The following is a 24,732-nucleotide window of genomic DNA, read 5'->3' as shown; positions in this document are numbered from 1 at the left end:
CGTTCGTTACGGCTCGTCGTACTCGATCTCCTCGGGGGCGTCGCCGCCGGCGAAGAGCTTCACGGCGACCGCGATCAGGACCAGGACGAGCAGGAACTTGACTTTCCTTGACATGCCCTAATGTAGGCGGCGCTGGTATATAGAATTTCTGGGACGAGCTACGCCGCGTCGATGAGGTCCGGGATGCTATCCCGGACGATCGTCTCGCAGTACTCGCACCGAACGCCGTCGGGGAGGACGGCGAACCGGGAGTCGATCGGCTCGTCGTCCGTGCTGATGCAGTTGCGGTTCGGACACGTCAGGACGCCGGTGACCTCCTCGGGGCGTTCGAGGCGGTGCTTGTCGACGACGTCGTAGTCGCGGACGATGTTGATCGTCGCGTCGGGCGCGATGAGCGAGAGGACATCTACCTCGTCCTGGCTCAGTTCGCGGCCCTCGACCTTCACGATGTCCTTGCGGCCGAGGCGGTCGCTGGGGACGTTCATGCCGATGCTGACCTCCTCGCCGCCGCTGCCGTCGATGGCGAGGATGGCGAGGACGTTCAGCGCCTGCCCGCCGGGGATGTGGTCGATGACGGTGCCGTCGCGGATCTTGCTGACGCGGAGTTCGTGCTCGCTCATTCGGAATCACCCAGGAGGAGGTCGAGCAGGGCCATGCGGACCGGCACGCCGTTGTGGGCCTGCTCGAAGTACGTCGCGTGGTCGGTGTCGTCGACGTCGGCGGCGATCTCGTCGACACGCGGGAGCGGGTGCATCACGGTGAGGTCGTCCCTGGCGGCCGCGAGCGTGTCGGCGTCGACCTGGTACTCGCCGGCGATGGCGTGATACTCGTTCTCGTCGGGGAACCGCTCGCGCTGGATCCGGGTGACGTACAGCACGTCGAGGTCCGGCAGGACCGCCTCCAGGTCGGTGTGCTCCCGGACGGTCGCACCGGCCTCGTGGAGGTCGTACCGGACGCTCCGGGGGAGCTGGAGGCTCTCCGGGCTGATGAAATGTTGGTGGGCGTCGAAGTTCGTCAGCGCGTGGGCAAGCGAGTGGACCGTCCGGCCGTACTTCAGGTCGCCCATGATGCCGATGGTGAGGTCGTCGAGCCCGGCGTTCTCGCGGATCGTGTACAGGTCGAGCAGGGTCTGGGTCGGGTGGTGGCCCGCGCCGTCGCCCGCGTTCAGCAGGGGCACGTCGACGTACTCGCCGGTCATCTTCGCCGCGCCCTGGCGCGGGTGGCGGAGCACGAGGGCGTCGGCGTACCCCTCGATGACCCGCACGGTGTCGGCGAGGCTCTCGCCCTTCTTGACGCTGGACGACTCGACCGACCCCATGTCGACGACGTCGCCGCCGAGGCGCTTTATCGCCGCCTCGAAGCTCATCTTCGTCCGGGTGCTCGGCTCGAAAAAGAGGAGGCCCAGCAGTGCCCCGGCGTGTCGGTCCCGAAACGCCCCAGGGTCGGCGTCGATCTCCGCCGCCCGGTCGAGGACGGTCTCGACGTCGGCCCGCGTTAACTGCTTCGCCGTGACGAGATGGTCGTGCCGCATCGCCTAGTGACGCTCGCCGGGACCCCTTGAATCCCTCCATCCGTTCCCCGGGCGACAGGTCGGGGCGAACGTTGATACCGGAAGCCGCGGCGACGGGGGGACGTGATCGCTATCGCCGGCGGGAAGGGCGGCTGTGGGAAGACGACGACCGCGCTCGGCCTCGCCAGGGCGCTCGCCGACGCCGGGCGGCGCGTCCTCGCGGTCGACGCGGACCGGGACATGCCGAACCTGCACGCGCTCGCCGGGGTCCCGGCGGAGCCGACGCTCGCGGACGCGGTCGAGGGGCCGGACGCCACCGCCGCCGCTCACCCGGACCCGACGACGGGGGGCGTCCGGATCTTTCCGGCGTCGCCCGGAGCCGACCTCGATCTCCCGGCCGCACTCTCCGAGTTGCGGGGAGCGGACCGTCACGTGTTGCTCGACTGTCCGGCGGGCGCGGGACCGGACGCCGCCGCGCCGCTCCGGGCGGCCGACGCGACGCTGCTCGTCTCGCTGCCCACGCCGGAGAGCCTGCGCGACGCCGCCAAGACCGCGGCGATGGCGCGCGAACTCGACGCGCCGCCGGCCGGCGCGGTCGTGGTCCGGACGGACGACGTGCCCGACGGCGTCGGAGGGCTGCTCGGCGTCGACCGACCCGTCGCGGTCCCGGACGGCGGCGAGGCACCGCTCCGGTCACGGGCGACGGTCGCCGCGTTCCGCCGGGCGGTTCGGGTCGTCGACCTCGACGGATGAGCGCGGCCCCGGCGGGGTCCTTTTCGCCCTTTTCGGAGAGGCAAAAGGTTATGGGGTCGGCCCCGTATTTTGAGTCGTAGCATGGGGAGCCGGTTGAAGACGGGCATCGACGTCCTCGACAGGAAGCTAAACGGTGGGGTTCCCGAGGGCAACATCGTCGCGCTCACCGCGTCGCCGGCGAGTCAGTCGGAACTGTTGCTGTACGAACTGACCGCCGCGCGGGGGACGCTGTACCTCACCACCCACCGGTCCGACCAGGCGGTCAAGGACGCCATCGACGCGACGAACACGTCGACCGGCAACCCGACCGTCCGCGACGTCGGGGGGAGCGAGCCCCTCGACGAGGCCAACCGCCTCATCCGCGCGCTCCCCGAGGGCGCGAACCTGATCATCGACCCGGTCGACCCGCTCGAACGGCGCGACCGGCCCCGGTTCCGGACGTTTCTCAACGAACTCCAGACACAGATGGTCAACACCGGCTCCATCGCCATCCTTCACTGCCTCGACGGGCACGACGTGCCCCGAAACCGCGACGCGACCGAGCACATGGCCGACGTGGTGTTCGACCTCGACACGCGCGTCGAGGGCACCGACATGGTGAACCGCCTCGCCGTCCCCAAGTTCCGGGGCGGCCAGGCGCTGGGCGAGACGATCAAGCTTGAACTCACCGAGGAAGTGGCGATAGACACCAGCCGCGACATCGCGTAGGGCGGCGGAGTCCCCCCGGTCGGCCTCCCGCTGGCCGGTCGGTGACCGCCGATTCGGTGCCGACACCCGCCGCTCTTCGATGAGTTCCGTCGGTACCGCGAAAATACGTCGCGACCGCGTCGGCGATTACTCCTCGACGTCCTCGAGCTCCTCGACGATCTCGTCGGCGTCGACGTCGGCGTCCTCGAGCGCGTCCTCGATGTCGCCGCCGCCCATGCCGCCGCCCATCATGCCGGGCATCCCGCCCATCATGCCGGGGCCCTCGCCGAGGGTCTCCTGCACGATGATGCGGTCGATGTCGAGCCGGTCGACGACGTCCTGTGCGACCTGCTGTTTCGACATCATCCACTGCTGGTTCATCGCCAGCTGGGGCGTGGACTCGATGTACAGCGTCTCCTTCTCGACGGTCTCGGTCTCGAACTCGGGTTCGGCGTCCTCGTCGGATTCGACCTCGACCTCCTCCTCGACCTCGTCGGTCTCGATCCACATCTCGAGGTCGGCGTCGACGTACATGCCGATCAGGCCCTGGGCCTTCTCGACGCGGTCCTCGACCTCCTCGAGCACCTCGTACTCGTACTCGACGTCCTCGCCGGCGAGCGGGTGGTTGAAGTCGACGCGGGCGCGGCCGCCGATGATCGTCTCGACGTGGCCGTGCTGGCCGTCGACGTCGACGTGCGCGCCGGGGTAGCGGTCGTCCTCGGGGATCTTGTCGGCGCTGACGGTGCGGACCTCCTCCTCGTCGTGCTCGCCGAACGCGTCCTCGGCGGGGACGGTCACGGAGCCGGACGCGCCGACGTCCTCGCCGTAGATGTCCTCCTCGACGTCCTCGAAGATGTGACCCTCGCCGAGCACGACGACGCGGGGCTCGAACGTGGTCTGCTGGTCGTCGACGCCCTCCTCCTCGGCGACCTCGGGGTCGGTCGTGTCGACGAGCTGGCCGCCGTCGGCGGTGCGTGCGGTGTAGTCGAGGCGGACGAAGTCACCCTGCTGGAGTCCTTCCTCCTGCTCGACGTCTTCCTCGCCCTCGGTGGCGTCCGCTTCATCGGCCGTGTCGGCCTCTGGTTCCTCGCTCATACCTTCTACCACTGTCGGTCGCCATTTAAGGACCACGTTTTCCCGCGCGGAGGCCGCTCCCGGCTGAAACGGTCACGCTTATCCGGCGGGTCGGCGTCCGCCCGTGCATGTACGAGGTGGAGGTGAAGGTCCGGGCCGACCACGACGCCGTCCGGGACCGGCTCGGCGATATCGGGGGCGAACGCGTCGGCAGGGTCGTGCAGGAAGACACCTACTACGACGCGCCCCACCGGGACTTCGCGGCGACCGACGAGGCGCTGCGGATCCGCCGGGAGCGGCCGGCCGACGCCGACGACTGCGAGGCGCGGGTCACGTACAAGGGGCCGCTCGTCGACGACGCGTCGAAGACTCGCGAGGAGTTCGAGACGGGCGTCGCTGACGGCGAGACGATGGCCGCCGTCCTCGACGGACTGGGTTTCGACCCGGCGGCGACCGTCCGCAAGGAGCGGGAGCGCTACGCGGTCGGCGACTACGTCGTCACGCTCGACGCGGTCGATGGGCTCGGCGAGTTCGTCGAGGTCGAGACCGAGACCGACGAGGCGGGCGTCGACGCCGCCCGCGAGGGGGCGTTCGACCTGCTCGACCGCCTCGGACTGGACCCGGACGAGGGGATCCGGACGTCCTACCTCGGACTCCTCCTCGGCTGATCTCCCGTCGTTCGCATTACTCAACGGCATTTTCCCGCCGACGGGGGTTTCCGCAAGTTATAGAACCTCCAAACAAGTACGTCCGGCAATGAGCGAGCGGAACATCGCGGTCGAGTCCATCGACCGGCGGGCAGTCGAGGACCAGGAAGTGGAGATCGTCGAGCGGAAGGGCCTCGGGCATCCCGACTCCATCTGCGACGGCATCGCCGAGAGCGTCTCGGGCGCGCTGGCCCGCGAGTACATCGACCGCGTCGGCAAGGTGTTGCACTACAACACCGACGAGACCCAACTGGTCGCCGGCACCGCGGCCCCAGAGTTCGGCGGCGGCGAGGTCATCGACCCGATCTACCTCCTCATCGTCGGCCGCGCGACCAAGGAGTACGAGGGCACGCGCATCCCCGCCGAGACCATCGCGCTCCGGGCCGCCCGCGAGTACCTCTCCGAGAACTTCCCCGAACTCGACGTGGGCACCGACATCATCCTCGACGTGAAACTCGGCGAGGGCAGCGGCGACCTCCAGGAGGTGTTCGGCGAGGAGGGGCGGACCGTGCCGATGGCCAACGACACCTCCTTCGGCGTCGGCCACGCGCCCCTGACCGAGACCGAGCGGATCGTCCTCAACGCCGAGCGGAGCCTCACCGGCGACTACGCCGAGGCCAACCCCGCGGTCGGCCCGGACGTGAAGATCATGGGCAAGCGCCAGGGCGACCACATCGACGTCACCGTCGCCGCGGCCATCGTCGACAGCCACGTCGCGGACCTGGAGGAGTACGACGCGGCGGTCGAGGGGATCCGCGACCACGTCGAGGCGCTCGCGGCCGACTACACCGACCGCGACGTCTCGGTCCACGTCAACACCGCCGACGACTACGAGGACGGCTCCATCTACCTCACGACGACCGGCACCAGCGCCGAGCAGGGCGACGACGGCTCCGTGGGGCGGGGCAACCGCGCCAACGGCCTCATCACGCCGAACCGCTCGATGAGCATGGAGGCGACCAGCGGCAAGAACCCCGTCAACCACATCGGGAAGATCTACAACCTGCTGTCGACCCGGATCGCCGAGAGCGTCGTCGCCGAGGTCGACGGCATCCGCGACCTGCGAGTGCGCCTGCTCAGCCAGATCGGCCGCCCCATCGACCAGCCACACGTCGCCGACGTGGACGTCGTGCCGGAGGACGGCGTCACGGTCGCCGACATCGAGGACGACGTGGCCGCCATCGTCGACGAGGAACTGGCCGCCGTCACGGACGTGACCGAGCGCGTCATCGAGGGCGAACTGTCGACGTTCTGAACGGCGACTCCTCCCTCGGGCCGGTGTGTCCGAACGCGACGGATCGGCCGAGCGGCTACCCGCAAGAGCCGCCAAAGCAGTTATTGTCTCTCCGACAGTTTACCGGGCATGAAGAACTCGGCCCTCGGTACGCGAAGCGATTTTCGGTCCCTGGTGGACCACCTCGGTGACGTCGCGGTCTGGACCGTCTCCGAACCGGGGGAGTTCGACTACATCAGCGCCGGGTTCGAGGACATCTGGGGGATCCCGGCAGCGGAGATCGAGACCGACGTCGACCGCCTGATCGAGACCATCCACCCCGCCGACCGCGACCGGGTCAGGGCGGCCATCCGACAGCCGCCGGAGGACGTCTCCAGGTCGTCGTACGTCGCCCGCATCCTCGACGCCGACGGGGCGATCCGCTGGGTCCAGACGCAGCACGTCCCGATCCGCGACGGCGGGGAACTCGCCGAGATCATCGGCATCTCGACGGACATCACCGACCAGAAGCGACGCGAGCGCGAACTCGAAGCGCTGAACCAGGTCGTCCGCCACGACATCCGGAACGACATGAACATCATCCTCGGGTGGGCGGACGTCCTCGGGGACCACGTCGACGAGGCCGGCGAAGAGCCCCTGTCGAAGATCGTCCGGACCGGCGAACACGTCGTCGAACTCACCGAGGTCGCCCGGGAGTACGGAGAGTCGATCACCGACGACGAGGGGGTCCGCGTCGGGCCGCAGGACCTCCGTGCGACGCTGCGCCACGAACTGGAGCGCCGCCGCGAGATGTACCCCGAGGCGGAGTTCGTGATCACCGGCGAGATCCCCGCGGTCGACGTGATGGCCGACGAGATGCTGTCGTCGGTGTTCAGGAACGTCCTGAACAACGCCGTGTTGCACAACGACCGCGACGAGCCGACCGTCGAGATATCGTTCGAGGACCGGGCGGGGAGCGTGGCCGTCCACGTCGCCGACGACGGCCCCGGAATCCCCGACGCGCGGAAGGACGCGATCTTCGGCAAGTGCGAGAGGGGCCCCGAGAGCCACGGCAGCGGCATCGGGCTCCACCTCGTCGAGTCGCTGCTCACCGAGTACGGCGGGAGCGTTCGCGTCGCCGACAACGAGCCGACCGGGGCGGTCTTCACCGTCGAACTCCGGAAGGCGGACTGACCTCGACTGTCGGCCCGCGCCCGAAGCCTGTTTATCCCCCCACCGTCAACCCGCGGTCATGAAGCCGCCGGGAGCGGACACCGTGGTCGTGCGCCACGGCGACGTCAACCAGAAGAGCGGGAGCGTCCAGCGCGACATGGAGCGACGCCTCGTGGCGAACATCGAGGCGCTCCTGGCCGACCGCGGCGTCGACGCCGACGTGGAGCACCGCTGGACGCGGCCGCTGGTCCACGCCACCCCGGAGACCGTCGAGGCGGCGGCCGACGCCGCGACGGACGCGTTCGGCGTCGTCTCCGCGAGCCCCGCGCTCGTCGTTCCGGCCGAGCGCGACGCCATCACGGATGCGCTCGCCCGGACGGCCCGCGAGCGGTACGACGGCGGGACGTTCGCGGTCGCCGCCCGCCGGGCCGGCGACTCGCTGCCGTTCACGAGCGAGGACGTCGAGGAATTCGGCGGCCGCGCGGTGTGGGAGGCCGTCGCCGACGAGTTCGACCCCGAGGTTGACCTCGACGACCCCGACCTGACGTTCTTCGTGGAGTGTCGCGAGGACGGCGACGCCTTCGTCTTCCTCGAAAAGCGCCCCGGCCCCGGCGGCCTGCCGCTCGGGAGCCAGGCACCGCTCGTGGCGCTGGTGAGCGGCGGCATCGACTCGCCGGTGGCCGCCTACGAGGCGATGAAACGCGGCGCGCCGGTGGTCCCGGTGTACGTCGACCTGGGCGACTACGGCGGCCCCGACCACGAGGCCCGCGCGATGGAGACGGTCCGCACGCTCGCCGACCTCGCGCCGAACTTCGACCTGCGGCCCTACCGGGTGGACGGCGGCGACACCGTTTCCCTGCTCGCCGGGACGATGGAACAGGGCCGGATGCTCGCCTTCCGCCGGTTCCTCTACCGCGTCGGCGAGCGGATCGCCGAGATGGAGGGGGCACACGGGCTCGTCACGGGCGAGGCGATCGGCCAGAAGTCGAGCCAGACCGCGCGGAACTTCGGCGTCACCAGCCGCGCGGCCGACCTCCCCGTCCACCGGCCGCTGCTGACGCTCGACAAGCAGGACATCGTCGAGCGCGCCCGCGAGATCGGCACGTTCCGCGATTCGACCATCCCCGCGGGCTGCAACCGCTTCGCCCCGGACCAGGCCGAGACGAACGCGCGGATCGACCCGCTGCGCCGGGCGGAGCCCGACGACCTGTTCGAGCGGGCCGAGCGGGCGGCAGAACGGGCGGAGCGGGTCGAGCACTGACACCTGCCCGCTCACGCGGTCACGTTCGCCTCCCGATCGTGTACGGGTGGTCGATCCGGAGGTCCCGGTAGGCCAGCACGAGGTGGACCGCCACCGCCACCGACAGGAGGCCGACGTTCCACCACGGCGAGTTGTACCAGATCAGGTCGATCGAGTACGGCCTGTCGAAGAACGGCCAGAACGGGTTCAGCGGGGCGGCGATGTCGGGCGTGGACAGCGTGTCGGCGAAGAGGTGGCTCACCCCGCCGACCAGCAGGCCGGCCGTGGCGAACAGAAACAGGCCGCCGCGGGCCGCCTCGTACCCGCGCGGCCCGAGCAGCGACCGGTCGAGGCGGTCCCGCAGGCCGTACTCCACCGCGATGCCCGTGAGGACTGACGCGGTCACCACGAACACCAGCGTGTGCGTGATGCCGTGGTGGGTCACCGGGGTGAACGACCGCAACACGAGGTCGACGTCGGGGAGCATCGCCGTCACGAGCGCGAAGCCGACGAACGCCAGGCTGACGCGACCGTCCCAAAGTATCCAGGCCGGGGCCGCCCACAGCAGCGCCATCCCGAAGTGTCCCATCACGTCTACCATACCGGACCCGACGACGGTGATCGGGATAACCGACGGGGGTGGCGAGTCGAAATTCACATTACCGGCGGCGGCGGAACTGGGGGTAGTGACCCGCGTCTGTCTCGTCGGCGCCGACGACGTCGACCTGCGCTTCGAACTCCTCTCCCGGGAGACGGCCCGCGAGGCGCTCTCGACGTACGACCTGACGCAGCCGTACGAGAACACGCTCGCGCTCTCGACCGTCTCCGTCGGGGCGGCCGTGTCGCTGCTGAACGACCTGAACTGGTATCTGGTCCGCTACGCCGACGCCGCCCTCGTCCGGGACCCGAGCGTCAGCGAGACGGAGTGGCTCTCCCGCGACCTGGCGGAGGCGGTGCGCAACGACGAGGTGACCCCCGAGGAGACCGACGAGTTCCTCCGGCTGTACGGCGTCGACGGCGGCCGCCTCGTCGAGCCGCTGTTCGTCCGGCGGACCGACGGCGAGGTGCCCGAGTACGACCTCCGGGACGTCGAGGAGACGGTCGCCGTCCGCGTCACCGAGGGGGAGTTCGGCCGATGATCCGAAGCGAGGCGGTCCCCGCCGCCGACTCGCTGTACGCCACCGTCGACGGCCGGCGGATCCGCTTCCTCCGGGCGGGCGACGAGGGGCCGCCGCTCGTCTTCCTCCACGGCGGCGGCGTCGACGACGCCGCGGTGTCGTGGAAGCACGCGGTGCCGTATTTCGCGGAGCGCTACCGGGTGTACGCGCTCGACTGGCCGGGCTACGGCGAGAGCGACCCCTCGGGCACGACGCCGTCGACCGAGCTGTACGCCGAGACGCTGGCGGGGTTCCTCGACGCGGTCGGCCTCGACGCGGCGACGCTCGTCGGCATCTCGATGGGCGGCGCGGCGGCGCTCTCCGTCGCCGTCGACGACCCGGCCCGCGTCGACCGGCTCGTGCTCGTCGACAGCTACGGCCTCGCCGACGCCATCCCGGGCGGGGTCGGATCGTACCTCCTCGCCAATACGCCCTTCGCCAACGCCTTCGGACGGCTGGCGTTCGGCAGCAGCGCGGCCGGCGCACGGACGGCGCTCAGAAACATCGTGTACGACGCCGACGCGGTCGACGACGAGTTCGTCGCGGACGTGCGTGAGCGCCTTCGACGGTCGGACGCCGGCGACGAGTTCCTCGCCTATCTCCGCCACGAGTTCTCGCCGGGCGGCGTCCGCACGAGCTTCGAGTCGGCGCTCCCGGGGCTGAAGCCGCCGACGCTGTTCGTCCACGGCCGCGACGACCCGCTGGTCCCCGTCTCGTGGTCCGAGCGCGCCGCCGACCGGGTGCCCGACGGCGAACTCGCGACGCTGGAGGACTGCGGCCACTGGCCGCCGCGGGAGCGGCCGGAGCGCTTCAACGAGACGCTCGCGTCGTTTCTCGACCGGACCGACGCGGCGTGAGCGGGGGACGGACGGTTATTCGATGTCGAGCGTGTACAGGCGCTTTCGCGCGTCGGAGAAGGAAAAGCGGGACGCGACCACGTCGACCTCTTCGAGGCGGTTCAGCGCGTACCGGACGGTCCGCGGCGGCAGCAGCGTCTCCTCGGCGAGTTGGCTCTGGGTGAGGGTGTCGTTGTACTCCAGGACTTTGGCGACGAGTTTGGCGCTGGGCGGCAGGTCGCGGACGTCGTCCCACGACGCCGCGGCGTCGGCCTCCTCGGCTCGTGCTGGCTCTGATGCGCTCATCGTACAACGCCATAGTGAATACAGGGTAATAATATTTCCTCTTTCAAAATATTACTATTATGAATTAGACGAGCGCGCCGACGTCCTCACCTCGCCGCCCGCAGAGCCGTCGTCTCCGGCGGTTTAAGCCCTCGGATCGCCCCCACCCGCAGGCTTTTATGAGACAACCCCTTATCCCGGGGTGATGACCGACACCGTGGAAGACGTCGACCTCCCCTACGACGAGGAGGACACGTCCCAACAGGAGAAGATCGAGGCGTTACGCGAGCGCCTGGAGGTTCTCGAGACCCAAAACGAGGAGATGCGCGACAAGCTCCTCGACGCGAACGCCGAGAACAACAAGTACCAGCAGAAGCTAGAGCGGCTCACCCACGAGAACAAGAAGCTGAAGCAGTCCCCGCTGTTCGTCGCGACGGTGCAGGAGGTCACCGACGAGGGCGTCATCATCAAACAGCACGGGAACAACCAGGAGGCCCTCACCGAGGTCACCGACGAGATGCGGACCGACATCGAGCCCGACAGCCGGGTCGCGGTCAACAACTCGCTTTCGGTCGTCAAGACGCTCGACGACGAGACCGACGTCCGCGCCCGTGTGATGGAGGTCAGCGAGAGCCCCGACGTCACGTACGCCGACATCGGCGGCCTCGAGGAACAGATGCAGGAGGTCCGCGAGACCGTCGAGATGCCGCTAAACAAGCCCGGTGCATTCGACGAGGTCGGCATCGAGCCGCCCAGCGGCGTCCTGCTGTACGGCCCGCCCGGGACGGGGAAGACGATGCTCGCGAAGGCCGTCGCCAACGAGACCGACGCGACGTTCATCAAGATGGCCGGCTCCGAACTCGTCCACAAGTTCATCGGCGAGGGCGCGAAGCTGGTCCGTGACCTGTTCCAGGTCGCCCGCGACCACGAACCCGCCGTCATCTTCATCGACGAGATAGACGCCATCGCGGCAAAGCGCACGGAGTCGAAGACCTCCGGCGACGCCGAGGTCCAGCGCACGATGATGCAGTTGCTCTCGGAGATGGACGGCTTCGAGGATCGCGGCGAGATCCGCATCATCGCCGCCACCAACCGCTTCGACATGCTCGACCGCGCGATCCTCCGCCCCGGCCGCTTCGACCGCCTCATCGAGGTGCCCAAGCCGGACCACGAGGGCCGCGAGATCATCTTCGAGATCCACACCCGCGACATGAACACGGCCGACGACGTCGACTTCGCCGCGCTCGCCGAGATGGCCGAGGATGCAAGCGGCGCGGACGTGAAGGCGATCTGCACGGAGGCCGGCATGTTCGCCATCCGCGACGACCGTACCGAGATCCGCCAGTCCGACTTCGAGGACGCCTACGAGAAGATCCAGGCGGAGTCCGAGGAGGAGGACGTCTCGAAGACGTTCGCCTGACGCCGGGACTGTCCGATTTTCGGTCCGCCGGATCCCCCGTCGCTCGCGTGGCGGGCGGGAGCCGGCAATCGCGGCTTGGGGCGGTACTGTTTTGCCGTATAAACCCTTGGTAAGATGAGATGACGCTGTCGGAGATCGTTCACGACACCGGGACCAGCGACAAGACGCTACGGATCTGTAACTTCACCGGGGAGCGGGCCGACCTGAACGAGGTCGCGAGCTACTTCTCCTCCCAGGAGGTGGACCTGACGATAGACCGGACCGAGAGCGGCCTGCCGCGGGACGTCGTCGTTCTCGAATCCGACGGCCGGTTCCTGGCCGCCGACCCCCTGCGCGACCTCCGGCAGTACGTCGAGGGGTGGCAGGGCGGCGAGACCCCGAACGTCCGGACGGCGCCGCCGTCGGTCGTCGAGTCGATGACCGAGACGCGCTTCGAGTCCTACGACAAGCGGCGGATGATCCACGCCTCGCGGATCGTGGAATTCCGAGGGTGGAACGTCGGCGAGGGGGAACTCCACGCCGGCTTTCAGGACCTCTCGAAGATCGACTTCCAGCGGAACGTCTACCGGAACCTCGGCCGGAAGGGGCTCGACGTCCACGTGTACGGCGCGGGCGACGGCGACACCGTCGCGTCGGCGAAGGACCTGGGGCTCCGGGTGCACGCCAGCGACGCCGACGAGATAGTCGACCACTGGTGGGTGGCGTACGACGGCGACGGGGACGACGCCGACAAGAGCCTCCTGCTGGCACAGGAGCGGGGCCCGAACGAGTTCTACGGCTTCTGGTCCGACGACCCGGCGGTCGTCGACGACACGATAGCCCGCCTCGAAACGCTCCAGACGTCCGCCGCGACCGTCTGACTCGGCCGTTCAGCCCAGCGCGGTAAACAGGAGGTACGGCAGGCCGAACAGCAGCAGCGTCATGCCGACGAGGATGACGCCGTAGCCGACGCCGGTGCCGAGCGCGGTCCGCCACGCGGGGTGGTCGAAGCCGTCGAGGGGGTTCGTCATACCTCGGCCCTCGTGCTCGCGTGCCATAGTTGTACCGAGAGCGGGCGGCCGACCGTCGAAGGCGCTCTCGCCGCCGTGCGGAGCCGGCACACTCCGGACCGCTTTTACCGTCCGGGCGGCTATCGGGACGTAATGACGCGGATCGTCGTGGTTGACAACCACGGACAGTTCACGCACCTCGAACAGCGCGCGCTGCGGGACATGGGGGTCGACACCGACATGGTCGACAACGACACGCCCGCCGACGAGGTCGACGCCGACGGCGTCGTCCTCTCGGGCGGTCCCGACATGGACGACGTCGGGCGCTGCGCGGAGTACCTGGAACTCGACGTGCCCGTGCTCGGCATCTGTCTCGGCATGCAGTTCATTGCCGAGGAGCTGGGCGGCAGCGTCGGGAGCGGCGAGTACGGCGGCTACGCCGACGTCACCGTCGAGGTGCTCGACGAGGACGACCCGCTCACGGGGTCGCTGGCCCCGGAGACGCGGGTGTGGGCGAGCCACGCCGACGAGGTCACCGAACTCCCCGACGGGTTCGATCTCACCGGCCGGAGCGACGTCTGTGACGTCGAGGCGATGAGCGACACGGACCGGGACCTCTACGGCGTCCAGTGGCACCCCGAGGTCGCCCACACCGAGGAGGGCGAGGAGCTGCTCGAGAACTTCCGGCGGATCTGCGAGGCCTAACTTTACCTTACCGGGCTGCGAACCCGGACTCAATGACAGCGACCCAGGGCGACCTGGCAAGCCTCTCGCGCTTCGTCTTCCGAGCGCCGCGGTGGCCGACGTCGGCGGCGTTCGCGCTGCTGGTCGCGGCGGTCACGGGGCTGGGCGTCTTCGACACCACCTACGTACTGGAGGACGCCTGGCAGGGCCTGTTCTACATCGGTATCCCGACCCTCGCTGCGGGGCTGCTGACCAGCAGCATCGACCGCCGGCTGGGCGGGCAGCTCACGCCGAACCGGTCGTCGCTGCTGGCCCTCGTCTGCGAGGTGTTCGTCGTGGTCACTCTCGTCGGCGCGGGCCTCCTCGCGGCGCTGACGCCGCTCGGGCAGAACTTCGTGTTCGACGCCTTCCTCGCGGCGCTGGCCGGCATCTTCGCGTTCCGCCTGCTCGTCGTGATGGCGGTGTCCCGCCACGGCGTCCTCGTCGCGGCCGTACCCGCGAGCGTGCAGACGGTGGCGGCGGCCGTGCTGCTTTTCGTCTACAGCGGGACGATGCGCTACATCGTCGTCGAGGGCGCGGTGATCGACGCCTTCCTCTCGCGGCAGGAGCAGGCCCCGGCGGCGCTGAACGTCGTGGTGCCCGCCGACTTCGGCGTGTTGGCCGCGGTCTGTGTCGTGTACGGCACCGCGGTGTACGCGTTCGTCCGCATCATCGACCGGCCGTGGCAGCGGAGCCTCGGCGTGAGCGTGCTCGACTTCCTCGGCGGGTTCATCGGCCACATCGCGGATGGCACCCGCGAACTGGAGGACTTCTTCGAGGAGATCGGCGAGGAGGCCGTCGTCCCGGTGACGGTCTGCTCGCTCCGCCGGCCGGACGGCGAGGAGAAGGCCCGCTTCGTCCTGCCGATGATCCACCCCGGGCCGATGGGGGAGATCGGCGGCGGCAACCTCCCCGTCCGCGTCGCCGAGGAGGCCGACGGCCTCGCGTTCCCGCCCCACGCCACCGCCGGCCACGACTTCAACCTCGTCACCGAGCGGGAGGTCGACACCGTGCTGGACGCCGCGGAGCGCGCGGCCGCGGGGCTGGAGTACACCGACCGCGCGACCCGCAGCGTGCGGGTCTCGGAGGGCGACGCCTCGGTGCTGGCCCAGGCGGTCGGCGACGACATGCTCTCGGCGGTGACCTACGCCCCGGGGTACGCCGACGACGTCGCCTACGCGGTCGGCCTCGCCGCCGCCGCGGAGGCTCGCTCCGGCGGCATCGACGACGTGTTGCTCGCCGACGCGCACAACAGCAACAACGGCCTCCAGGGCGAGGACCTGGGCCACGTCACGCCGGGGAGCGAGCGCGCGTTCGACACCCAGACCGCGGCCGGGCGGGCGGGCGACGCGCTCGCGGACGCCGAGCGCCACCCCCTCCGGGTCGGCGTCGCCTGGGACCCGACGGAGTGGGAGCCGACCGACGGGGTCGGTCCGCTGGGCGTCCGGGTCGCCGTCTTCGAGGTCGACGACCAGCGGACGGCGTACGTGCTGGTCGACGGGAACAACATGGAACCCGGCCTCCGTGACCGCCTCGTCGACGGGGTCGAGGGCGTCGACCGGGTCGAGGTGCTGACGACCGACACCCACGTCGTCAATCAGGTCGAGGCGACCAACCAGGTCGGCGAGGCGATAGACGGGGACGCGCTGCTCGCCGTGATAAACGACCTGGTGGAGGAAGCGGTCGCGGACGTCGAACCGGTCGAGGCGGGCGTGGCGAGCGAACGGGCAGCCGTCACCGTGTTCGGCAACGACCGCACGGAGACGCTCGCCAGCACCGCGAACGCGATGGTGTCGATGGGCGGCGGCCTCGCGGCCGCCACGACGCTCACCGCGATGGTCGTCAGCGCCATCGTCTTCCTCCTTTCCTGAGCTACTCGTCGAACAGGTCGTCGACCGCGCCGCGGGCGGCCAGCGCCGCGTCGTCGGCGACGCGTTTCTCGTCGGCCTCGGCGTCCGGCGCGTGGACGTACACGTCCACTTCGAGGACGCCGTCCTCGAACGTCACCGTCACGTCCAGGTCGTCGACCTCGCCGTTGTCGAGCCGCGAAAAAACGACCTCTTCGGCCGCGTCGGCTGCGGTCCGAACGACCTCGTCGTCGGTCGGCATCTACGCGCCGCCGGGGCCGCCCATCGGACCGCCGCCGCCCGCGCCGCCGAGCATCTGCTGGAGCTCGCCCTGCAGCTCCTCGAACTGCTCCTGGACGCGCTCCTCCTGCTTTTCGAGGGTCTCGACGCGGATCTCCAGGCTGTCGACCTTCTCGTCTAAGTCTTCCTGGGCCTCGTCGTAGTCGGTGGCGACGAGCAGTTCGCCGACCTCGCGGTACATCTGCGTGTCCGCGTCGATGTCGTCGAGCTCGTTGAGCGCGTTCTGTGCCTCCGTCAGCTGGCTCTCGGCCTCGTTTTTCTGAACGGCGACCTGCTGGGCCGTCTCCTGCAGGTCCTGTAGCTCCTCGAGTTTCTCCTGGGCTTCCGGCGGTAGATTACCCTGCATACGCGTTGGGTCGTGCCCCGCATTGAAAAACCCCCGCTTTACGGTCGGTCGGCGACGCCGGTCCGATCCGACCGGCAGTCTTAAATCGGATATTTGTCAAAGGGAGCGTACATGTCTGGTGACTTTCTCTCGGGAGGTCCGGCCGGCGACGGTCCACGCGGGTCGTTCCTGCGGGGCGATGGGTCGGATCCCCTCACGGCCACCACTATCTTCGAACTCCTGGCGGACCGACGCCGCAGGGCCGCCCTCTACCGCCTCGCTGACGCCGACGGCCCCGTCCGGTTCGACGCGCTCGTCGAGGCGGTCGTCGACTGGGAGTCGGCCGGGCTCGCGCCGCCACGCGGCCACGAGGAGCGGGTCGCGACCGCGTTACACCACTCACATCTCCCGCAGTTGGCGGACGCGGGGGTCGTCGACTACGACGAGTCCGACGGCGTCGTTCGCTATCGCGGTTCGGAGACGCTGGAGCGCTACCTCGACGCGGCCCGGGACGACGACGCCTGACCCGCGGCGACGCGCTCGGCCACGTCGACCAGCGAGAGCCAGGTGTTTATCCCCGCCCTGAGCGCGACCGGGTCGGCCGCCTCGACGGTGACGGTCACGGTCGCCCCGTCCCGCGACACCGCGGCGGCCGACCGGTCGCCGTCTATCTCCCCCACCTCCTGACGGACGCTGCGCTCGACGGTTCGTGCGCGTGCCGCAGAATCGTAGTCGAACGTGAACGTCGCGTCGTGGACGAACGCGGGCACGCTCAGCGGACGTCGACTTCCTTGACGTCGCGGCTCCGCTCCTTCAGCAGCACCCGGTGCCCGCAGTACGGACACCGGACCCCGCCGTACTCGTCGAGTTCGACGTCGCGCTTACAGCGGGAACACTTGTAGCTCATTCGTCCTCTTCGCCCAGCGCCGCGCGGATCGACCGGGTGACGGTGCGGCCGCCCGGCGTCTGCGGGCGGTAGGTACCGCCGGCGAACTTGTAGCCGCACTTGCCGCACTGCCAGATCCCGGTTCCCTGCCGGTCGACGGCCTCCGCGCCGCAGTCGGGGCAGGCGTGGTCGTCGTTCATGTCCGCCTCGATCTCGGAGACGCGGCGTCGGGAGACGCGACCGTAGCGCGCCCCGAACCGCCCGGCACTGCCGGTGTTTCGTGGTCCGTCTTCGGCCATAGTAACGACACGTAGCCCGAGCGGGCAGATAAACCCTACGAGTCAGGCTCGCGCGACGCTCGCGCGCCCCCGCCCGGCGGTCGTAGCGGGTGCTCTCACTCCTCGACCGGGAACGTTACCATCTCGTGGGCGATGAGCGCGAGCGCGGCGAGGAACCCGCCGATCCACAGCGGGTACTGCGCGGGCGACCCCGTCAGTCCGACCGTCGAATCGAGCGCTCGAACGCCGGCGTGAAGCACCACGCCGGTCACGGCGACGGCCGGGATGGCGGCCAGCACGGCGTCGTAGCGGGTGACCATCGCCTAATTATATCTCATTACCGGTGAAAAGCGTCGGGGGTTCGCCTCGTGTCGCCGTCAAGTCGGCGGGGCCACGACCCGCGGCGCGGTCACTGCAGGTCGGCGTCGCCGAGCGCGTCGTTCAGGTCCTCGCGGACGCGCTCGCCGGTGTCGCGGTCGCCGGCCGTCGTCACGACGCGGTTCTCCTGCACGCTGGATCCGTTGCGGATCAGCAGGCGAACGTTGCCGTTGCCGTCCGCGCGGGTCGCCTTCGCCCGCACGCCCGACTGCGATCCGGTGCCGCCCGCGTCGATGGGGCCGGGGACGATTTTCTTGACGTGGGGGTGCCCGGCGACCGTCTGGACGGCCTTCCGCCCCCCGCGGCCGCCGATGAGCGTCGAGTGGGTGCCGCCGATCTTCTCGGCCGGCGCGGCGTCGACGACCTCCAGCGCCGTCTCGCCCCGGCGGGTGCGGACCGCCTCCACGGGGTCGTCGCCGTCGACGCGGTAGAACTCGTGGTGGAGTTGCTCCCGGGTCGCGCGCAGCACCTCCCGGTGGCCGGCCGCGAACACCTCGTCGGGCCGCTTGCGCCGCACCTCGTCGGCGATCCGGCCGGCGAAGTTCCGCAGTTCGACGACGCCCGTCTCCTCGCCGTCCTCCGGGGTGGTGGTGACCGTCGTCGAGGCGACCACGTCCTCGTCGTCCAGCATCGTCACCGTCGCGCGGTCCCGGGCGATGTCCAGCACGACGGCGTCGGCGTTGGGGGTCCGACAGACCAGGCAGTAGTCGCCCGGTCGCTCCAGCGGGGACCCGCAGTGCCGACAGTCCATGTATCGCCCTAACCGCGCGGTAAATAAAACAGGCGCGCTTCCGCCCCGCCCGCCGGCGGCGACTCCGGCCGGCTCCCCGGCCTCAGGCGGCGACCTCCGTGCCGCAGTTGCGGCAGTACCGCGCGTCCGCCCCGAGGACGACGCCGCAGTCCGGGCAGTTGCGGGGGCTGTCGGCGTCGGTCGGGAGGTCCTCGCCGCAGTTGCTGCAGTACTCGGCGTCCGCGGCGGCGCGGGTGCCGCAGTTCGGACAGGACCGGTCGGACTCCCACAGCACTCGCCGGCTGGAGTCGTTGAGGTACATGTAGCCGGCGTACACGGCGTTGACGACGCCGAACGACCACCACGCGGTCAGCACGGCGATGACGGCGTGGACCCCGAGGCTTCCGTAGCTCCGCTTGACGAGGACGACCCGCTCCGACGACTCGTCCTCGATGGTCCAGCCGGCCCGGAGCGCCTCGTCTACCTCCCGCCGGATCCGTTCGGTTCGCATGGCCGCCCTACCACGTGAGGGGCTAAATGTGTCCGCGTCGGCGCGGGGCGCTGGAACCGCCAGCGGCCGCCGTCAGTCGAACATCCCCGTCGAGAGGTAGCGCTCCCCGCTGTCCCAGAAGACGGTGACGACCAGCGGGCAGTCGTCGTAGCCGGCCGCGTCCCCGCCGTCCGGCTCGACGCCCCCCGCCCCGGCCGGCGCGGGCGGGCAGTCGAGTTCGGGGGCGGCGAGCCGCTCGGCGACGCGCTTCGCGGCGAGGCTGGTCGCGCCGCTGGACTGGCCCACGAGGATGCCCTCCTCGCGGGCGAGGCGGCGACACTCGGCCTCGGCGTCCTCGACGCGGACGGTCTCCACGTCGTCGATCAGGCTCGTGTCGAGGTTTTCGCTGACGAAGCCCGGCCCCATCCCCTGGAAGTCGTCGTCGCCCGACTCCCCGGTCGAGAGGACGGCGTTGCGCGCGGGCTCGACGGCGACGACGTCCATTCCGGGGAACTCCTCGCGGAGCCTGCGGGCGGTGCCCGACAGCGTGCCGCCCGTGCCGACGCCGGCGACCAGCGCGTCCACCTCGCGGTCGCCGACCTGCTCGACTATCTCCTCGCCGGTCGTCCGGTAGTGGGCCTCCGGGTTCGCGGGGTTCTCGAACTGGCCGAGCTGGACCGCGCCGGTCTCGGCGACTAGCTCGTCGGCCCGCTCGCGGGCCCGCTCCATCTCGCCGTCGACGAGTTCCAGGTCCGCCCCGTAGGCCTTCATCAGCCGCCGGCGCTCCTCGGACTTCGAGGCCGGCATCACGATGGTCAGGTCGTACCCCCGCGCGGCGGCGACGAGCGCCAGCCCGATCCCGGTGTTCCCGCTCGTCGGCTCGACCAGCCGGTCGCCCGGCGCTATCGCCCCCTCGCGCTCCGCGGCCCGGATCATCGCCAGCGCCGGCCGGTCCTTGGCCGACCCGCCCGGGTTGAACGACTCGACCTTCGCGGCGACGGTCGCCCCCTCGGGCGACGCCACCTGCACGAGGGGCGAGCCGATCGTGTCCAGAATGCTCCCTTTCATTGCCCCGTCCTAGGCATCTGGGACGTAAACCGTTCCCGGACACCGGCAGGACGTGCCGCCGGCGCGGCCGCCGCCCGGCTGGGGGTGTCGCCCGATTCTGCGGGGAGCGGGGGCGTTAAGCCCCTCGACCCCGTACGACCGCGCATGACTCTCGACACGATGGAGCCCACCCCGACCTGGGACGGGACCGCCTACGAGGACACCGTCGACGTACTGGCCGCCCACGACGACCTGACGTACAAGGTGTGGGGCGGCGACTGGTGCAAGGACTGCCGCGCCGTCCTCCCGGACTTCGCCGCCGCGCTCTCCGCCGCGGGCGTCCCCGAGGACCGGATCGAACACTACCCCGTCGAGCGCGAGGACGGGGAGAAGGTCGGTCCGAAGGTCGAGGAGTACGGCATCGAACTCATCCCGACCATCATCGTCGAGCGCGACGGCGAGGAGGTCGCCCGCTTCGTCGAGGAGGCCGACCGCCCCGCCGCCGTGCTCATCGCCGAACAGCTAGAGGACCTCGAAGCGACGGCCTGAGACGGCCGTCGCCGTTTCTCCGCGGCGTCACTCCGTTTCGCTCGACGGGTCGAGCCGTTCCGCCCACTCCAGCGCCGCGTCCACGTCGGTCTGGGGCGGCGAGCACGTGAACGCACGACAGACGTACAGCGTCGGCTCGTCCCCGTCGCGCGCCCGGTTGGCCCAGATCGGCGGGGCTTCCGCCAGCCCCAGGTCGTCCAGCCACGCCGCCAGCCCGTCGTCGGTCGGCGGCCGCCGCGAGAGCACGCGGTTCGGCACGAACTCCCCGCCGATCCGGTCGCGCCACGCCGCGGGCGTTTCGTCGGCGACGACGGTGAGTTCGAGGCCGCCCGCCTCCAGCCGGTCGGCCGCCATCGCCAGCGAGACGTACTCGACGGGGCTGGCCCGGACCTCGTCGCCGTGGGTGCCGACGACCGCCTCCGCGATGTCCGCGAACGACTCCTCCGGGACGAAGTGGTCCAGCGCCAGCAGCGCGTCGACGGCGACGCCGACGCTCGACGGCGTCGACTGGTCCCGCAGCTCCTGGGGGCGGGTCACCAGCCCCTCGCCGCTCTCGGGCGTGAAGTAAAGCGTCCCGGCCTCGGGGTCCCAGAACTCCTCGCGGATCACCCGGGTCAGGTCCAGCGCGAACCCGAGATGGTCGGGGTCCCCGGTCGCCTCGTACAGCACGAACGCGCCGCGGGCGAGGAAGGCGTAGTCCTCCAGGTAGCCGTCGCCCTTCACGTCGCCCGATTTGTACCGTCGGGCCAGCCGCCCCGCGTCCTCGTCCCAGAGGTGTTCCCGGACGAACGAGAGCGCGTCCGCGGCCCGCGTCGCGTACGCCTCGTCGAGCACGAGACCGGCCTCGGCGAGCGCGCCGATCATCAGGCCGTTCCAGCCCGCGAGCACCTTCTCGTCGCGGCGCGGGCGCGGCCGGTCGGCGCGGGCGTCGAACAGTTCCTCGTCGGCGGCGTCGAGGCGCTCCTCGACGGCGTCGGGCTCCAGGCCGTGCGTCTCGGCCAGTTCCCCGACGCTCGCGTCGGCGGTCAGGACGGTCGTGCCGCCCTCGAAGTTGCCCGCGTCGGTGATCCCGTAGCGGTCACAGACGAGGTCAGCCGTCTCCGCGTCCAGCGCGTCTCGGACCTCCGCGGGGGTCCAGACGTAGAACGCGCCCTCCTCCTGCTCGTCGTCCTTGGCGGCGTGTTCGCGGCCCTCGGGCACTGCGCTCTGGGCGTCGAGCGTGCTGTAGAAGCCGCCCTCGGGGTGGGTCAGTTCGCGCTCGACGAAGGCGAACGTCTCGCGGGCCACGTCGGCGTAGCGCTCGTCGCCGGTCACCTGGTAGCCGGCGAGGTAGACGCGGGGCAGTTCCGCGTTGTCGTACAGCATCTTCTCGAAGTGGGGTACCGTCCACTCGCGGTCGGTCGCGTAGCGGTGGAACCCGCCGCCGACGTGGTCGTACATCCCGCCCTCGGCCATCGCGTCCAGCGTCTCCCGGGCGACTTCCAGATACGTCTCCCGGCCGGTGCGGTCGTACGCCCGGAGCAGCAGGTCGATCCGGCCCGGCTGCGGGAACTTCGGGCCGCCCGAGCCGAAGCCGCCGTGGTCGCGGTCCGACCCCCGGAGGACGGCGTCGGCCGCGTCCGTCAGCAGTTCGCTCCCCGGCGCGTCGCCGCCCGCGCCCGGCGTGGCCTCCAGCCGGTCGGTGGCGGCGTCGGTCCACTGGTCGGCGCGGTTCTCCATCTCCGGGCGGTCCGTCCCGTCCGCCCAGGAGTCGGCGATGTTGCGGAGCAGGTTCCTGAAGCCGGGCGTCCCGCGTTTCTCCTCGGGCGGGAAGTACGTCCCGACGTAGAACGGCTTCCCCTCCGGCGTGAGCCACGCCGACAGCGGCCAGCCACCCCGCCCGCTGACGAGCTGGCACACCGTCTGGTAGATCCGGTCTATGTCCGGGCGCTCCTCGCGGTCGACCTTGATCGGGACGAAGTGCTCGTTGAGCAGTTCCGCGACGCCCTCGTCCTGGAAGCTCTCCTCCTCCATCACGTGACACCAGTGGCAGGCCGAGTAGCCCACGGAGAGGAAGATGGGGACGTCGCGCTCCCGCGCGGCCGCCAGCGCGTCCTCGTCCCAGGGCTGCCAGTTCACCGGGTTGTCGGCGTGCTGGCGCAGATAGGGACTTTCCTCCTCGTCCAGTCGGTTGCGGTCCGTCGGTGCGGTCATGGGCGGTCGTTGTGGCTTCGGCCACCTAAGTGCCGGTATCGCGGCACGGAGGGGTCCGGGCGGGGACCGGCGTCCGCCCGGACGGATCGCATTGATGCCGGTGCCCGTCGTAGCCGGCTCACATGGGGGACCTGATCACCGACGACTTCGCGGAGGAACTGACCGGCGCGTGCCGGGCGGCGGTGGGGGACTCGCTCCGCGCGGTTGTCTACTTCACGCCCGACGACCACGAGGTGGCGTACGTCCGGAGCGACCTGTACGGCGATGACGAGGAACTGCTCCACCGCGTCCAGTCGGAGTTCGTCGAGAGCGAGCGGCTGGGGTTCGACTCGCAGGAGACGTACCGCTCGCTCGCCACGCAGGCGGGGACGGAGCCAGAACTCGGCCAGTACGGCTTCACCATGCGCGTGTTCGACCGGGGGTATCTGAGCCGCGTCATCGTCGACGACCGCGGCGTGTTCATGACGACCGACGGGCTCGACATCGACGGGTTCCGCGAACTGGCGGTGACCCTGCGGAAGCTGTTGGCCGAGCCGGAGTAGCGCACGTTCGTGGATCGTATCGTGCGGTGGAAGAGCAACCTTTACACTTCCGTGCCCACCACCTCCGCGCATGACCGAGACCGTCCTGCTGGTCGGCGGCGGCGGCCGCGAGCACGCCATCGCCCGCGCGCTGGCCGAGTCGGACTGTGACCTGTACGCCTGCGCCGGCAACCGGAACCCGGGGATCGCGCGGATCGCCGCCGGGTTCGAGGCCCTGGAGACGACCGACGCGGACGCCGTCGTCGACTACGCCGATCGCGTCGACGCGACGCTCGCGGTGGTCGGCCCGGAGACGCCGCTGGCCGCCGGCGTCGTCGACGCACTGGAGGACGCCGGTGTGTACGCATTCGGCCCGAAGCGGGCCGAGGCCCGCATCGAGACGGACAAGCGGTTCCAGCGGGAGTTCATGGCGGACAACGACATCCCCGGCTGCCCGGACTTCGCGACGTTTTCCGACCCCGAGGAAGCGGCCGCGTACATCGACGACTACGACGGCGACCTCGCGGTGAAGCCGACGGGGCTGACCGGCGGCAAGGGCGTCCGCGTCACGGGCGACCAGATCACGAAGGACGAGGCCAAGGAGTACGTCCGCGGGAGCGACTACGACGAGTTCGTGCTGGAGGAACGCCTCGTCGGCGAGGAGTTCACCGTGCAGGCGTTCGTCGCCAACGGCGACGTGCGCGTCACGCCGGCCGTGCAGGACCACAAGCGCGCCTATGAGGACGACGAGGGGCCGAACACCGGCGGCATGGGCAGTTACAGCGACGCAATCCCGCAGTTGCCGTTCATGAACGAGACCGACTACCGCGAGGCGGTCCGGATCATCGAGGCCGTGGTCGACGCGCTCGACGGCTACCGCGGCGTCCTCTACGGCCAGTTCATGCTCGGCGCGGACGGGCCGAAGGTCGTCGAGTTCAACGCCCGCTTCGGCGACCCCGAGGCGATGAACACGCTCCCCGTCCTCGAAACCGACTTCCTCGACGTGCTGACCGCGGCCCGCGACGGCGACCCCCTGCCCGAACTCGACTTCGCCGAGCGGGCGACCGTCTGCAAGTACGCCGTCCCCGCGGGCTACCCGACCGACCCCGAGGCGGGCGCGCCGGTGACCGTCGACGAGGCGAGCGTCGCCGACGTGGACGCCCCCGGCGAGGCGCTGCTGTTCTACGCCTCGGTCGACGCCCGCGACGACGGCGTGTACACCACGACCTCACGGTCCTTTGCGGTCGTGGGGCTGGGCGACGACATCGCCGCGGCCGAGGAGACCGCGGAGGCGGCGCTCGCGCTCGCCGGCGAGGAGGGCCTGCGCGTCCGCCACGACATCGGCAAGCCCGACCTCGTCCAGTCGCGGATCGACCACGTGGACGAACTGCGCGGGAACTGAGCGCGCCCCGCGCCGGGAG

General features: G+C 70.3%; 32 protein-coding genes. 16 read left to right on the top strand and 16 right to left on the bottom strand.

Features of this window, described 5'->3' with window-relative positions:
• Positions 1-158 precede the first annotated feature (158 nt).
• Positions 159-620, bottom strand: coding sequence for an aspartate carbamoyltransferase regulatory subunit (gene pyrI, locus EYW40_RS15955; protein WP_135822650.1), 462 nt, complete (start codon positions 618-620; stop codon positions 159-161).
• Positions 617-1,531, bottom strand: a complete 915-nt coding sequence (gene pyrB, locus EYW40_RS15950) for an aspartate carbamoyltransferase (protein ID WP_135822649.1) — start codon at positions 1,529-1,531, stop codon at positions 617-619. The genes pyrI and pyrB overlap by 4 nt, the downstream gene beginning before the upstream one ends.
• A gap of 102 nt (positions 1,532-1,633) precedes the next feature.
• On the opposite strand from pyrB, the gene EYW40_RS15945 reads away from it, so the two are divergent.
• Entirely contained in the window at positions 1,634-2,263 is a 630-nt protein-coding gene (locus tag EYW40_RS15945; RefSeq protein ID WP_135822648.1) for a MinD/ParA family ATP-binding protein, read from the top strand.
• 81 nt (positions 2,264-2,344) lie between these two features.
• A complete protein-coding gene (locus EYW40_RS15940) occupies positions 2,345-2,971 on the top strand; it encodes an RAD55 family ATPase (protein WP_135822647.1) in 627 nt (208 codons plus the stop codon).
• A gap of 126 nt (positions 2,972-3,097) precedes the next feature.
• Here EYW40_RS15940 and EYW40_RS15935 read toward each other — a convergent pair whose 3' ends face one another.
• The gene (locus EYW40_RS15935) at positions 3,098-4,045 is read right to left on the bottom strand and encodes an FKBP-type peptidyl-prolyl cis-trans isomerase (RefSeq protein WP_135822646.1); all 948 of its coding nucleotides are present in this window, start codon (positions 4,043-4,045) and stop codon (positions 3,098-3,100) included.
• A gap of 107 nt (positions 4,046-4,152) precedes the next feature.
• On the opposite strand from EYW40_RS15935, the gene cyaB reads away from it, so the two are divergent.
• The 4 genes from cyaB to EYW40_RS15915 all read left to right on the top strand — a co-directional run bounded on the left by cyaB (position 4,153) and on the right by EYW40_RS15915 (position 8,378).
• Positions 4,153-4,692, top strand: a complete 540-nt coding sequence (gene cyaB / locus EYW40_RS15930) for a class IV adenylate cyclase (protein WP_135822645.1) — start codon at positions 4,153-4,155, stop codon at positions 4,690-4,692.
• Between the two features lie 88 nt (positions 4,693-4,780).
• On the top strand, positions 4,781-5,986 hold the full coding sequence (locus tag EYW40_RS15925) for a methionine adenosyltransferase (protein ID WP_135822644.1): 1,206 nt from the start codon (positions 4,781-4,783) through the stop codon (positions 5,984-5,986).
• A gap of 108 nt (positions 5,987-6,094) precedes the next feature.
• Complete coding sequence (locus EYW40_RS15920; RefSeq protein WP_135822643.1) at positions 6,095-7,138, top strand: ATP-binding protein; 1,044 nt, start codon at positions 6,095-6,097, stop codon at positions 7,136-7,138.
• 58 nt (positions 7,139-7,196) lie between these two features.
• On the top strand, positions 7,197-8,378 hold the full coding sequence (locus tag EYW40_RS15915) for a tRNA sulfurtransferase (protein ID WP_135822642.1): 1,182 nt from the start codon (positions 7,197-7,199) through the stop codon (positions 8,376-8,378).
• 19 nt (positions 8,379-8,397) lie between these two features.
• Here EYW40_RS15915 and EYW40_RS15910 read toward each other — a convergent pair whose 3' ends face one another.
• On the bottom strand, positions 8,398-8,958 hold the full coding sequence (locus EYW40_RS15910) for a metal-dependent hydrolase (protein ID WP_135822641.1): 561 nt from the start codon (positions 8,956-8,958) through the stop codon (positions 8,398-8,400).
• 85 nt (positions 8,959-9,043) lie between these two features.
• Between EYW40_RS15910 and EYW40_RS15905 the strand changes: the two genes are divergently transcribed.
• Both EYW40_RS15905 and EYW40_RS15900 read left to right on the top strand, forming a co-directional pair.
• Complete coding sequence (locus EYW40_RS15905; protein ID WP_135822640.1) at positions 9,044-9,496, top strand: DUF5804 family protein; 453 nt, start codon at positions 9,044-9,046, stop codon at positions 9,494-9,496.
• Positions 9,493-10,371 carry an alpha/beta fold hydrolase gene (locus tag EYW40_RS15900; RefSeq protein WP_135822639.1) on the top strand — a complete coding sequence of 293 codons (879 nt, stop codon included), beginning with the start codon at positions 9,493-9,495 and terminating at the stop codon, positions 10,369-10,371. The genes EYW40_RS15905 and EYW40_RS15900 overlap by 4 nt, the downstream gene beginning before the upstream one ends.
• A 15-nt stretch (positions 10,372-10,386) precedes the next feature.
• Here EYW40_RS15900 and EYW40_RS15895 read toward each other — a convergent pair whose 3' ends face one another.
• On the bottom strand, positions 10,387-10,656 hold the full coding sequence (locus tag EYW40_RS15895) for a MarR family transcriptional regulator (protein ID WP_135822638.1): 270 nt from the start codon (positions 10,654-10,656) through the stop codon (positions 10,387-10,389).
• A gap of 184 nt (positions 10,657-10,840) precedes the next feature.
• Here EYW40_RS15895 and pan1 point away from each other — a divergent pair, with 184 nt between their 5' ends.
• Positions 10,841-12,055 carry a proteasome-activating nucleotidase Pan1 gene (gene pan1 / locus EYW40_RS15890; RefSeq protein WP_135822637.1) on the top strand — a complete coding sequence of 405 codons (1,215 nt, stop codon included), beginning with the start codon at positions 10,841-10,843 and terminating at the stop codon, positions 12,053-12,055.
• A 119-nt stretch (positions 12,056-12,174) separates the two neighbouring features.
• Positions 12,175-12,915 (top strand): DICT sensory domain-containing protein, encoded by a 741-nt coding sequence (locus EYW40_RS15885; protein ID WP_135822636.1) that lies wholly within the window; start codon positions 12,175-12,177, stop codon positions 12,913-12,915.
• A 9-nt stretch (positions 12,916-12,924) separates the two neighbouring features.
• On the opposite strand, the gene EYW40_RS20075 is transcribed toward EYW40_RS15885, so the two are convergent.
• Entirely contained in the window at positions 12,925-13,065 is a 141-nt protein-coding gene (locus tag EYW40_RS20075) for a hypothetical protein (protein ID WP_202614570.1), read from the bottom strand.
• A 132-nt stretch (positions 13,066-13,197) separates the two neighbouring features.
• On the opposite strand from EYW40_RS20075, the gene EYW40_RS15880 reads away from it, so the two are divergent.
• Both EYW40_RS15880 and EYW40_RS15875 read left to right on the top strand, forming a co-directional pair.
• The gene (locus tag EYW40_RS15880) at positions 13,198-13,749 is read left to right on the top strand and encodes a GMP synthase subunit A (RefSeq protein WP_135822635.1); all 552 of its coding nucleotides are present in this window, start codon (positions 13,198-13,200) and stop codon (positions 13,747-13,749) included.
• Between the two features lie 32 nt (positions 13,750-13,781).
• Complete coding sequence (locus EYW40_RS15875; protein ID WP_135822634.1) at positions 13,782-15,638, top strand: DUF2070 family protein; 1,857 nt, start codon at positions 13,782-13,784, stop codon at positions 15,636-15,638.
• Position 15,639: 1 nt separating this feature from the next.
• Here the strand turns inward: EYW40_RS15875 and EYW40_RS15870 are convergent, their stop codons facing one another.
• Both EYW40_RS15870 and EYW40_RS15865 read right to left on the bottom strand, forming a co-directional pair.
• Entirely contained in the window at positions 15,640-15,876 is a 237-nt protein-coding gene (locus EYW40_RS15870) for a DUF3194 domain-containing protein (RefSeq protein ID WP_135822633.1), read from the bottom strand.
• A complete protein-coding gene (locus tag EYW40_RS15865) occupies positions 15,877-16,260 on the bottom strand; it encodes a prefoldin subunit beta (RefSeq protein ID WP_135822632.1) in 384 nt (127 codons plus the stop codon).
• Positions 16,261-16,371: 111 nt separating this feature from the next.
• On the opposite strand from EYW40_RS15865, the gene EYW40_RS15860 reads away from it, so the two are divergent.
• Positions 16,372-16,764 (top strand): DUF7344 domain-containing protein, encoded by a 393-nt coding sequence (locus tag EYW40_RS15860; RefSeq protein WP_135822631.1) that lies wholly within the window; start codon positions 16,372-16,374, stop codon positions 16,762-16,764.
• Here EYW40_RS15860 and EYW40_RS15855 read toward each other — a convergent pair.
• The 7 genes from EYW40_RS15855 to EYW40_RS15825 all read right to left on the bottom strand — a co-directional run bounded on the left by EYW40_RS15855 (position 16,731) and on the right by EYW40_RS15825 (position 20,069).
• On the bottom strand, positions 16,731-17,009 hold the full coding sequence (locus EYW40_RS15855) for a KEOPS complex subunit Pcc1 (RefSeq protein WP_135822630.1): 279 nt from the start codon (positions 17,007-17,009) through the stop codon (positions 16,731-16,733). The two genes, EYW40_RS15860 and EYW40_RS15855, sit on opposite strands and share 34 nt — an antisense overlap.
• A gap of 2 nt (positions 17,010-17,011) precedes the next feature.
• The gene (locus tag EYW40_RS15850; protein ID WP_121817820.1) at positions 17,012-17,146 is read right to left on the bottom strand and encodes a DNA-directed RNA polymerase subunit P; all 135 of its coding nucleotides are present in this window, start codon (positions 17,144-17,146) and stop codon (positions 17,012-17,014) included.
• Positions 17,143-17,424 (bottom strand): 50S ribosomal protein L37ae, encoded by a 282-nt coding sequence (locus EYW40_RS15845; RefSeq protein ID WP_135822629.1) that lies wholly within the window; start codon positions 17,422-17,424, stop codon positions 17,143-17,145. Before EYW40_RS15845 ends, EYW40_RS15850 begins: the two co-directional genes overlap by 4 nt.
• Positions 17,425-17,519: 95 nt before the next feature.
• Positions 17,520-17,723, bottom strand: a complete 204-nt coding sequence (locus tag EYW40_RS15840; RefSeq protein ID WP_135822628.1) for a hypothetical protein — start codon at positions 17,721-17,723, stop codon at positions 17,520-17,522.
• Positions 17,724-17,812: 89 nt separating this feature from the next.
• Complete coding sequence (locus EYW40_RS15835) at positions 17,813-18,532, bottom strand: DUF2103 domain-containing protein (RefSeq protein ID WP_135822627.1); 720 nt, start codon at positions 18,530-18,532, stop codon at positions 17,813-17,815.
• Positions 18,533-18,614: 82 nt separating this feature from the next.
• Positions 18,615-19,022, bottom strand: coding sequence for a zinc ribbon domain-containing protein (locus EYW40_RS15830; protein WP_135822626.1), 408 nt, complete (start codon positions 19,020-19,022; stop codon positions 18,615-18,617).
• 72 nt (positions 19,023-19,094) lie between these two features.
• Positions 19,095-20,069, bottom strand: coding sequence for a PLP-dependent cysteine synthase family protein (locus EYW40_RS15825; protein ID WP_135822625.1), 975 nt, complete (start codon positions 20,067-20,069; stop codon positions 19,095-19,097).
• Positions 20,070-20,213: 144 nt separating this feature from the next.
• Between EYW40_RS15825 and EYW40_RS15820 the strand changes: the two genes are divergently transcribed.
• Positions 20,214-20,597 carry a thioredoxin family protein gene (locus EYW40_RS15820; protein ID WP_135822624.1) on the top strand — a complete coding sequence of 128 codons (384 nt, stop codon included), beginning with the start codon at positions 20,214-20,216 and terminating at the stop codon, positions 20,595-20,597.
• Positions 20,598-20,624: 27 nt separating this feature from the next.
• Here EYW40_RS15820 and EYW40_RS15815 read toward each other — a convergent pair whose 3' ends face one another.
• Positions 20,625-22,790: a thioredoxin domain-containing protein gene (locus tag EYW40_RS15815; RefSeq protein ID WP_135822623.1), complete on the bottom strand. Its 2,166-nt coding sequence runs from the start codon at positions 22,788-22,790 to the stop codon at positions 20,625-20,627.
• Positions 22,791-22,912: 122 nt separating this feature from the next.
• On the opposite strand from EYW40_RS15815, the gene EYW40_RS15810 reads away from it, so the two are divergent.
• Positions 22,913-23,332, top strand: a complete 420-nt coding sequence (locus tag EYW40_RS15810; protein ID WP_135822622.1) for a DUF7522 family protein — start codon at positions 22,913-22,915, stop codon at positions 23,330-23,332.
• A 70-nt stretch (positions 23,333-23,402) separates the two neighbouring features.
• Positions 23,403-24,713 carry a phosphoribosylamine--glycine ligase gene (gene purD, locus EYW40_RS15805; protein ID WP_135822621.1) on the top strand — a complete coding sequence of 437 codons (1,311 nt, stop codon included), beginning with the start codon at positions 23,403-23,405 and terminating at the stop codon, positions 24,711-24,713.
• Positions 24,714-24,732: the final 19 nt, after the last annotated feature.

It is taken from the genome of Halostella litorea, assembly GCF_004785955.1.
In the GTDB taxonomy this organism is placed as follows: domain Archaea; phylum Halobacteriota; class Halobacteria; order Halobacteriales; family Natronoarchaeaceae; genus Halostella; species Halostella litorea.
Note: the sequence above shows the minus strand (reverse complement) of the source record. Positions and strands in the feature narration are given on the sequence as shown.

Bases quoted from the DNA above. Each gene is read 5' to 3' on its own strand.
- pyrI (WP_135822650.1), bottom strand. From the start codon at position 620: ATGAGCGAGCACGAACTCCGCGTCAGCAAGATCCGCGACGGCACCGTC.
- pyrB (WP_135822649.1), bottom strand. From the start codon at position 1,531: ATGCGGCACGACCATCTCGTCACGGCGAAGCAGTTAACGCGGGCCGAC.
- EYW40_RS15940 (WP_135822647.1), top strand. From the start codon at position 2,345: ATGGGGAGCCGGTTGAAGACGGGCATCGACGTCCTCGACAGGAAGCTA.
- EYW40_RS15935 (WP_135822646.1), bottom strand. From the start codon at position 4,045: ATGAGCGAGGAACCAGAGGCCGACACGGCCGATGAAGCGGACGCCACC.
- cyaB (WP_135822645.1), top strand. From the start codon at position 4,153: ATGTACGAGGTGGAGGTGAAGGTCCGGGCCGACCACGACGCCGTCCGG.
- EYW40_RS15925 (WP_135822644.1), top strand. From the start codon at position 4,781: ATGAGCGAGCGGAACATCGCGGTCGAGTCCATCGACCGGCGGGCAGTC.
- EYW40_RS15920 (WP_135822643.1), top strand. From the start codon at position 6,095: ATGAAGAACTCGGCCCTCGGTACGCGAAGCGATTTTCGGTCCCTGGTG.
- EYW40_RS15915 (WP_135822642.1), top strand. From the start codon at position 7,197: ATGAAGCCGCCGGGAGCGGACACCGTGGTCGTGCGCCACGGCGACGTC.
- EYW40_RS15910 (WP_135822641.1), bottom strand. From the start codon at position 8,958: ATGGTAGACGTGATGGGACACTTCGGGATGGCGCTGCTGTGGGCGGCC.
- EYW40_RS15900 (WP_135822639.1), top strand. From the start codon at position 9,493: ATGATCCGAAGCGAGGCGGTCCCCGCCGCCGACTCGCTGTACGCCACC.
- EYW40_RS15895 (WP_135822638.1), bottom strand. From the start codon at position 10,656: ATGAGCGCATCAGAGCCAGCACGAGCCGAGGAGGCCGACGCCGCGGCG.
- pan1 (WP_135822637.1), top strand. From the start codon at position 10,841: ATGACCGACACCGTGGAAGACGTCGACCTCCCCTACGACGAGGAGGAC.
- EYW40_RS15885 (WP_135822636.1), top strand. From the start codon at position 12,175: ATGACGCTGTCGGAGATCGTTCACGACACCGGGACCAGCGACAAGACG.
- EYW40_RS20075 (WP_202614570.1), bottom strand. From the start codon at position 13,065: ATGACGAACCCCCTCGACGGCTTCGACCACCCCGCGTGGCGGACCGCG.
- EYW40_RS15880 (WP_135822635.1), top strand. From the start codon at position 13,198: ATGACGCGGATCGTCGTGGTTGACAACCACGGACAGTTCACGCACCTC.
- EYW40_RS15875 (WP_135822634.1), top strand. From the start codon at position 13,782: ATGACAGCGACCCAGGGCGACCTGGCAAGCCTCTCGCGCTTCGTCTTC.
- EYW40_RS15870 (WP_135822633.1), bottom strand. From the start codon at position 15,876: ATGCCGACCGACGACGAGGTCGTTCGGACCGCAGCCGACGCGGCCGAA.
- EYW40_RS15865 (WP_135822632.1), bottom strand. From the start codon at position 16,260: ATGCAGGGTAATCTACCGCCGGAAGCCCAGGAGAAACTCGAGGAGCTA.
- EYW40_RS15860 (WP_135822631.1), top strand. From the start codon at position 16,372: ATGTCTGGTGACTTTCTCTCGGGAGGTCCGGCCGGCGACGGTCCACGC.
- EYW40_RS15850 (WP_121817820.1), bottom strand. From the start codon at position 17,146: ATGAGCTACAAGTGTTCCCGCTGTAAGCGCGACGTCGAACTCGACGAG.
- EYW40_RS15845 (WP_135822629.1), bottom strand. From the start codon at position 17,424: ATGGCCGAAGACGGACCACGAAACACCGGCAGTGCCGGGCGGTTCGGG.
- EYW40_RS15840 (WP_135822628.1), bottom strand. From the start codon at position 17,723: ATGGTCACCCGCTACGACGCCGTGCTGGCCGCCATCCCGGCCGTCGCC.
- EYW40_RS15835 (WP_135822627.1), bottom strand. From the start codon at position 18,532: ATGGACTGTCGGCACTGCGGGTCCCCGCTGGAGCGACCGGGCGACTAC.
- EYW40_RS15830 (WP_135822626.1), bottom strand. From the start codon at position 19,022: ATGCGAACCGAACGGATCCGGCGGGAGGTAGACGAGGCGCTCCGGGCC.
- EYW40_RS15825 (WP_135822625.1), bottom strand. From the start codon at position 20,069: ATGAAAGGGAGCATTCTGGACACGATCGGCTCGCCCCTCGTGCAGGTG.
- EYW40_RS15820 (WP_135822624.1), top strand. From the start codon at position 20,214: ATGACTCTCGACACGATGGAGCCCACCCCGACCTGGGACGGGACCGCC.
- EYW40_RS15815 (WP_135822623.1), bottom strand. From the start codon at position 22,790: ATGACCGCACCGACGGACCGCAACCGACTGGACGAGGAGGAAAGTCCC.
- EYW40_RS15810 (WP_135822622.1), top strand. From the start codon at position 22,913: ATGGGGGACCTGATCACCGACGACTTCGCGGAGGAACTGACCGGCGCG.
- purD (WP_135822621.1), top strand. From the start codon at position 23,403: ATGACCGAGACCGTCCTGCTGGTCGGCGGCGGCGGCCGCGAGCACGCC.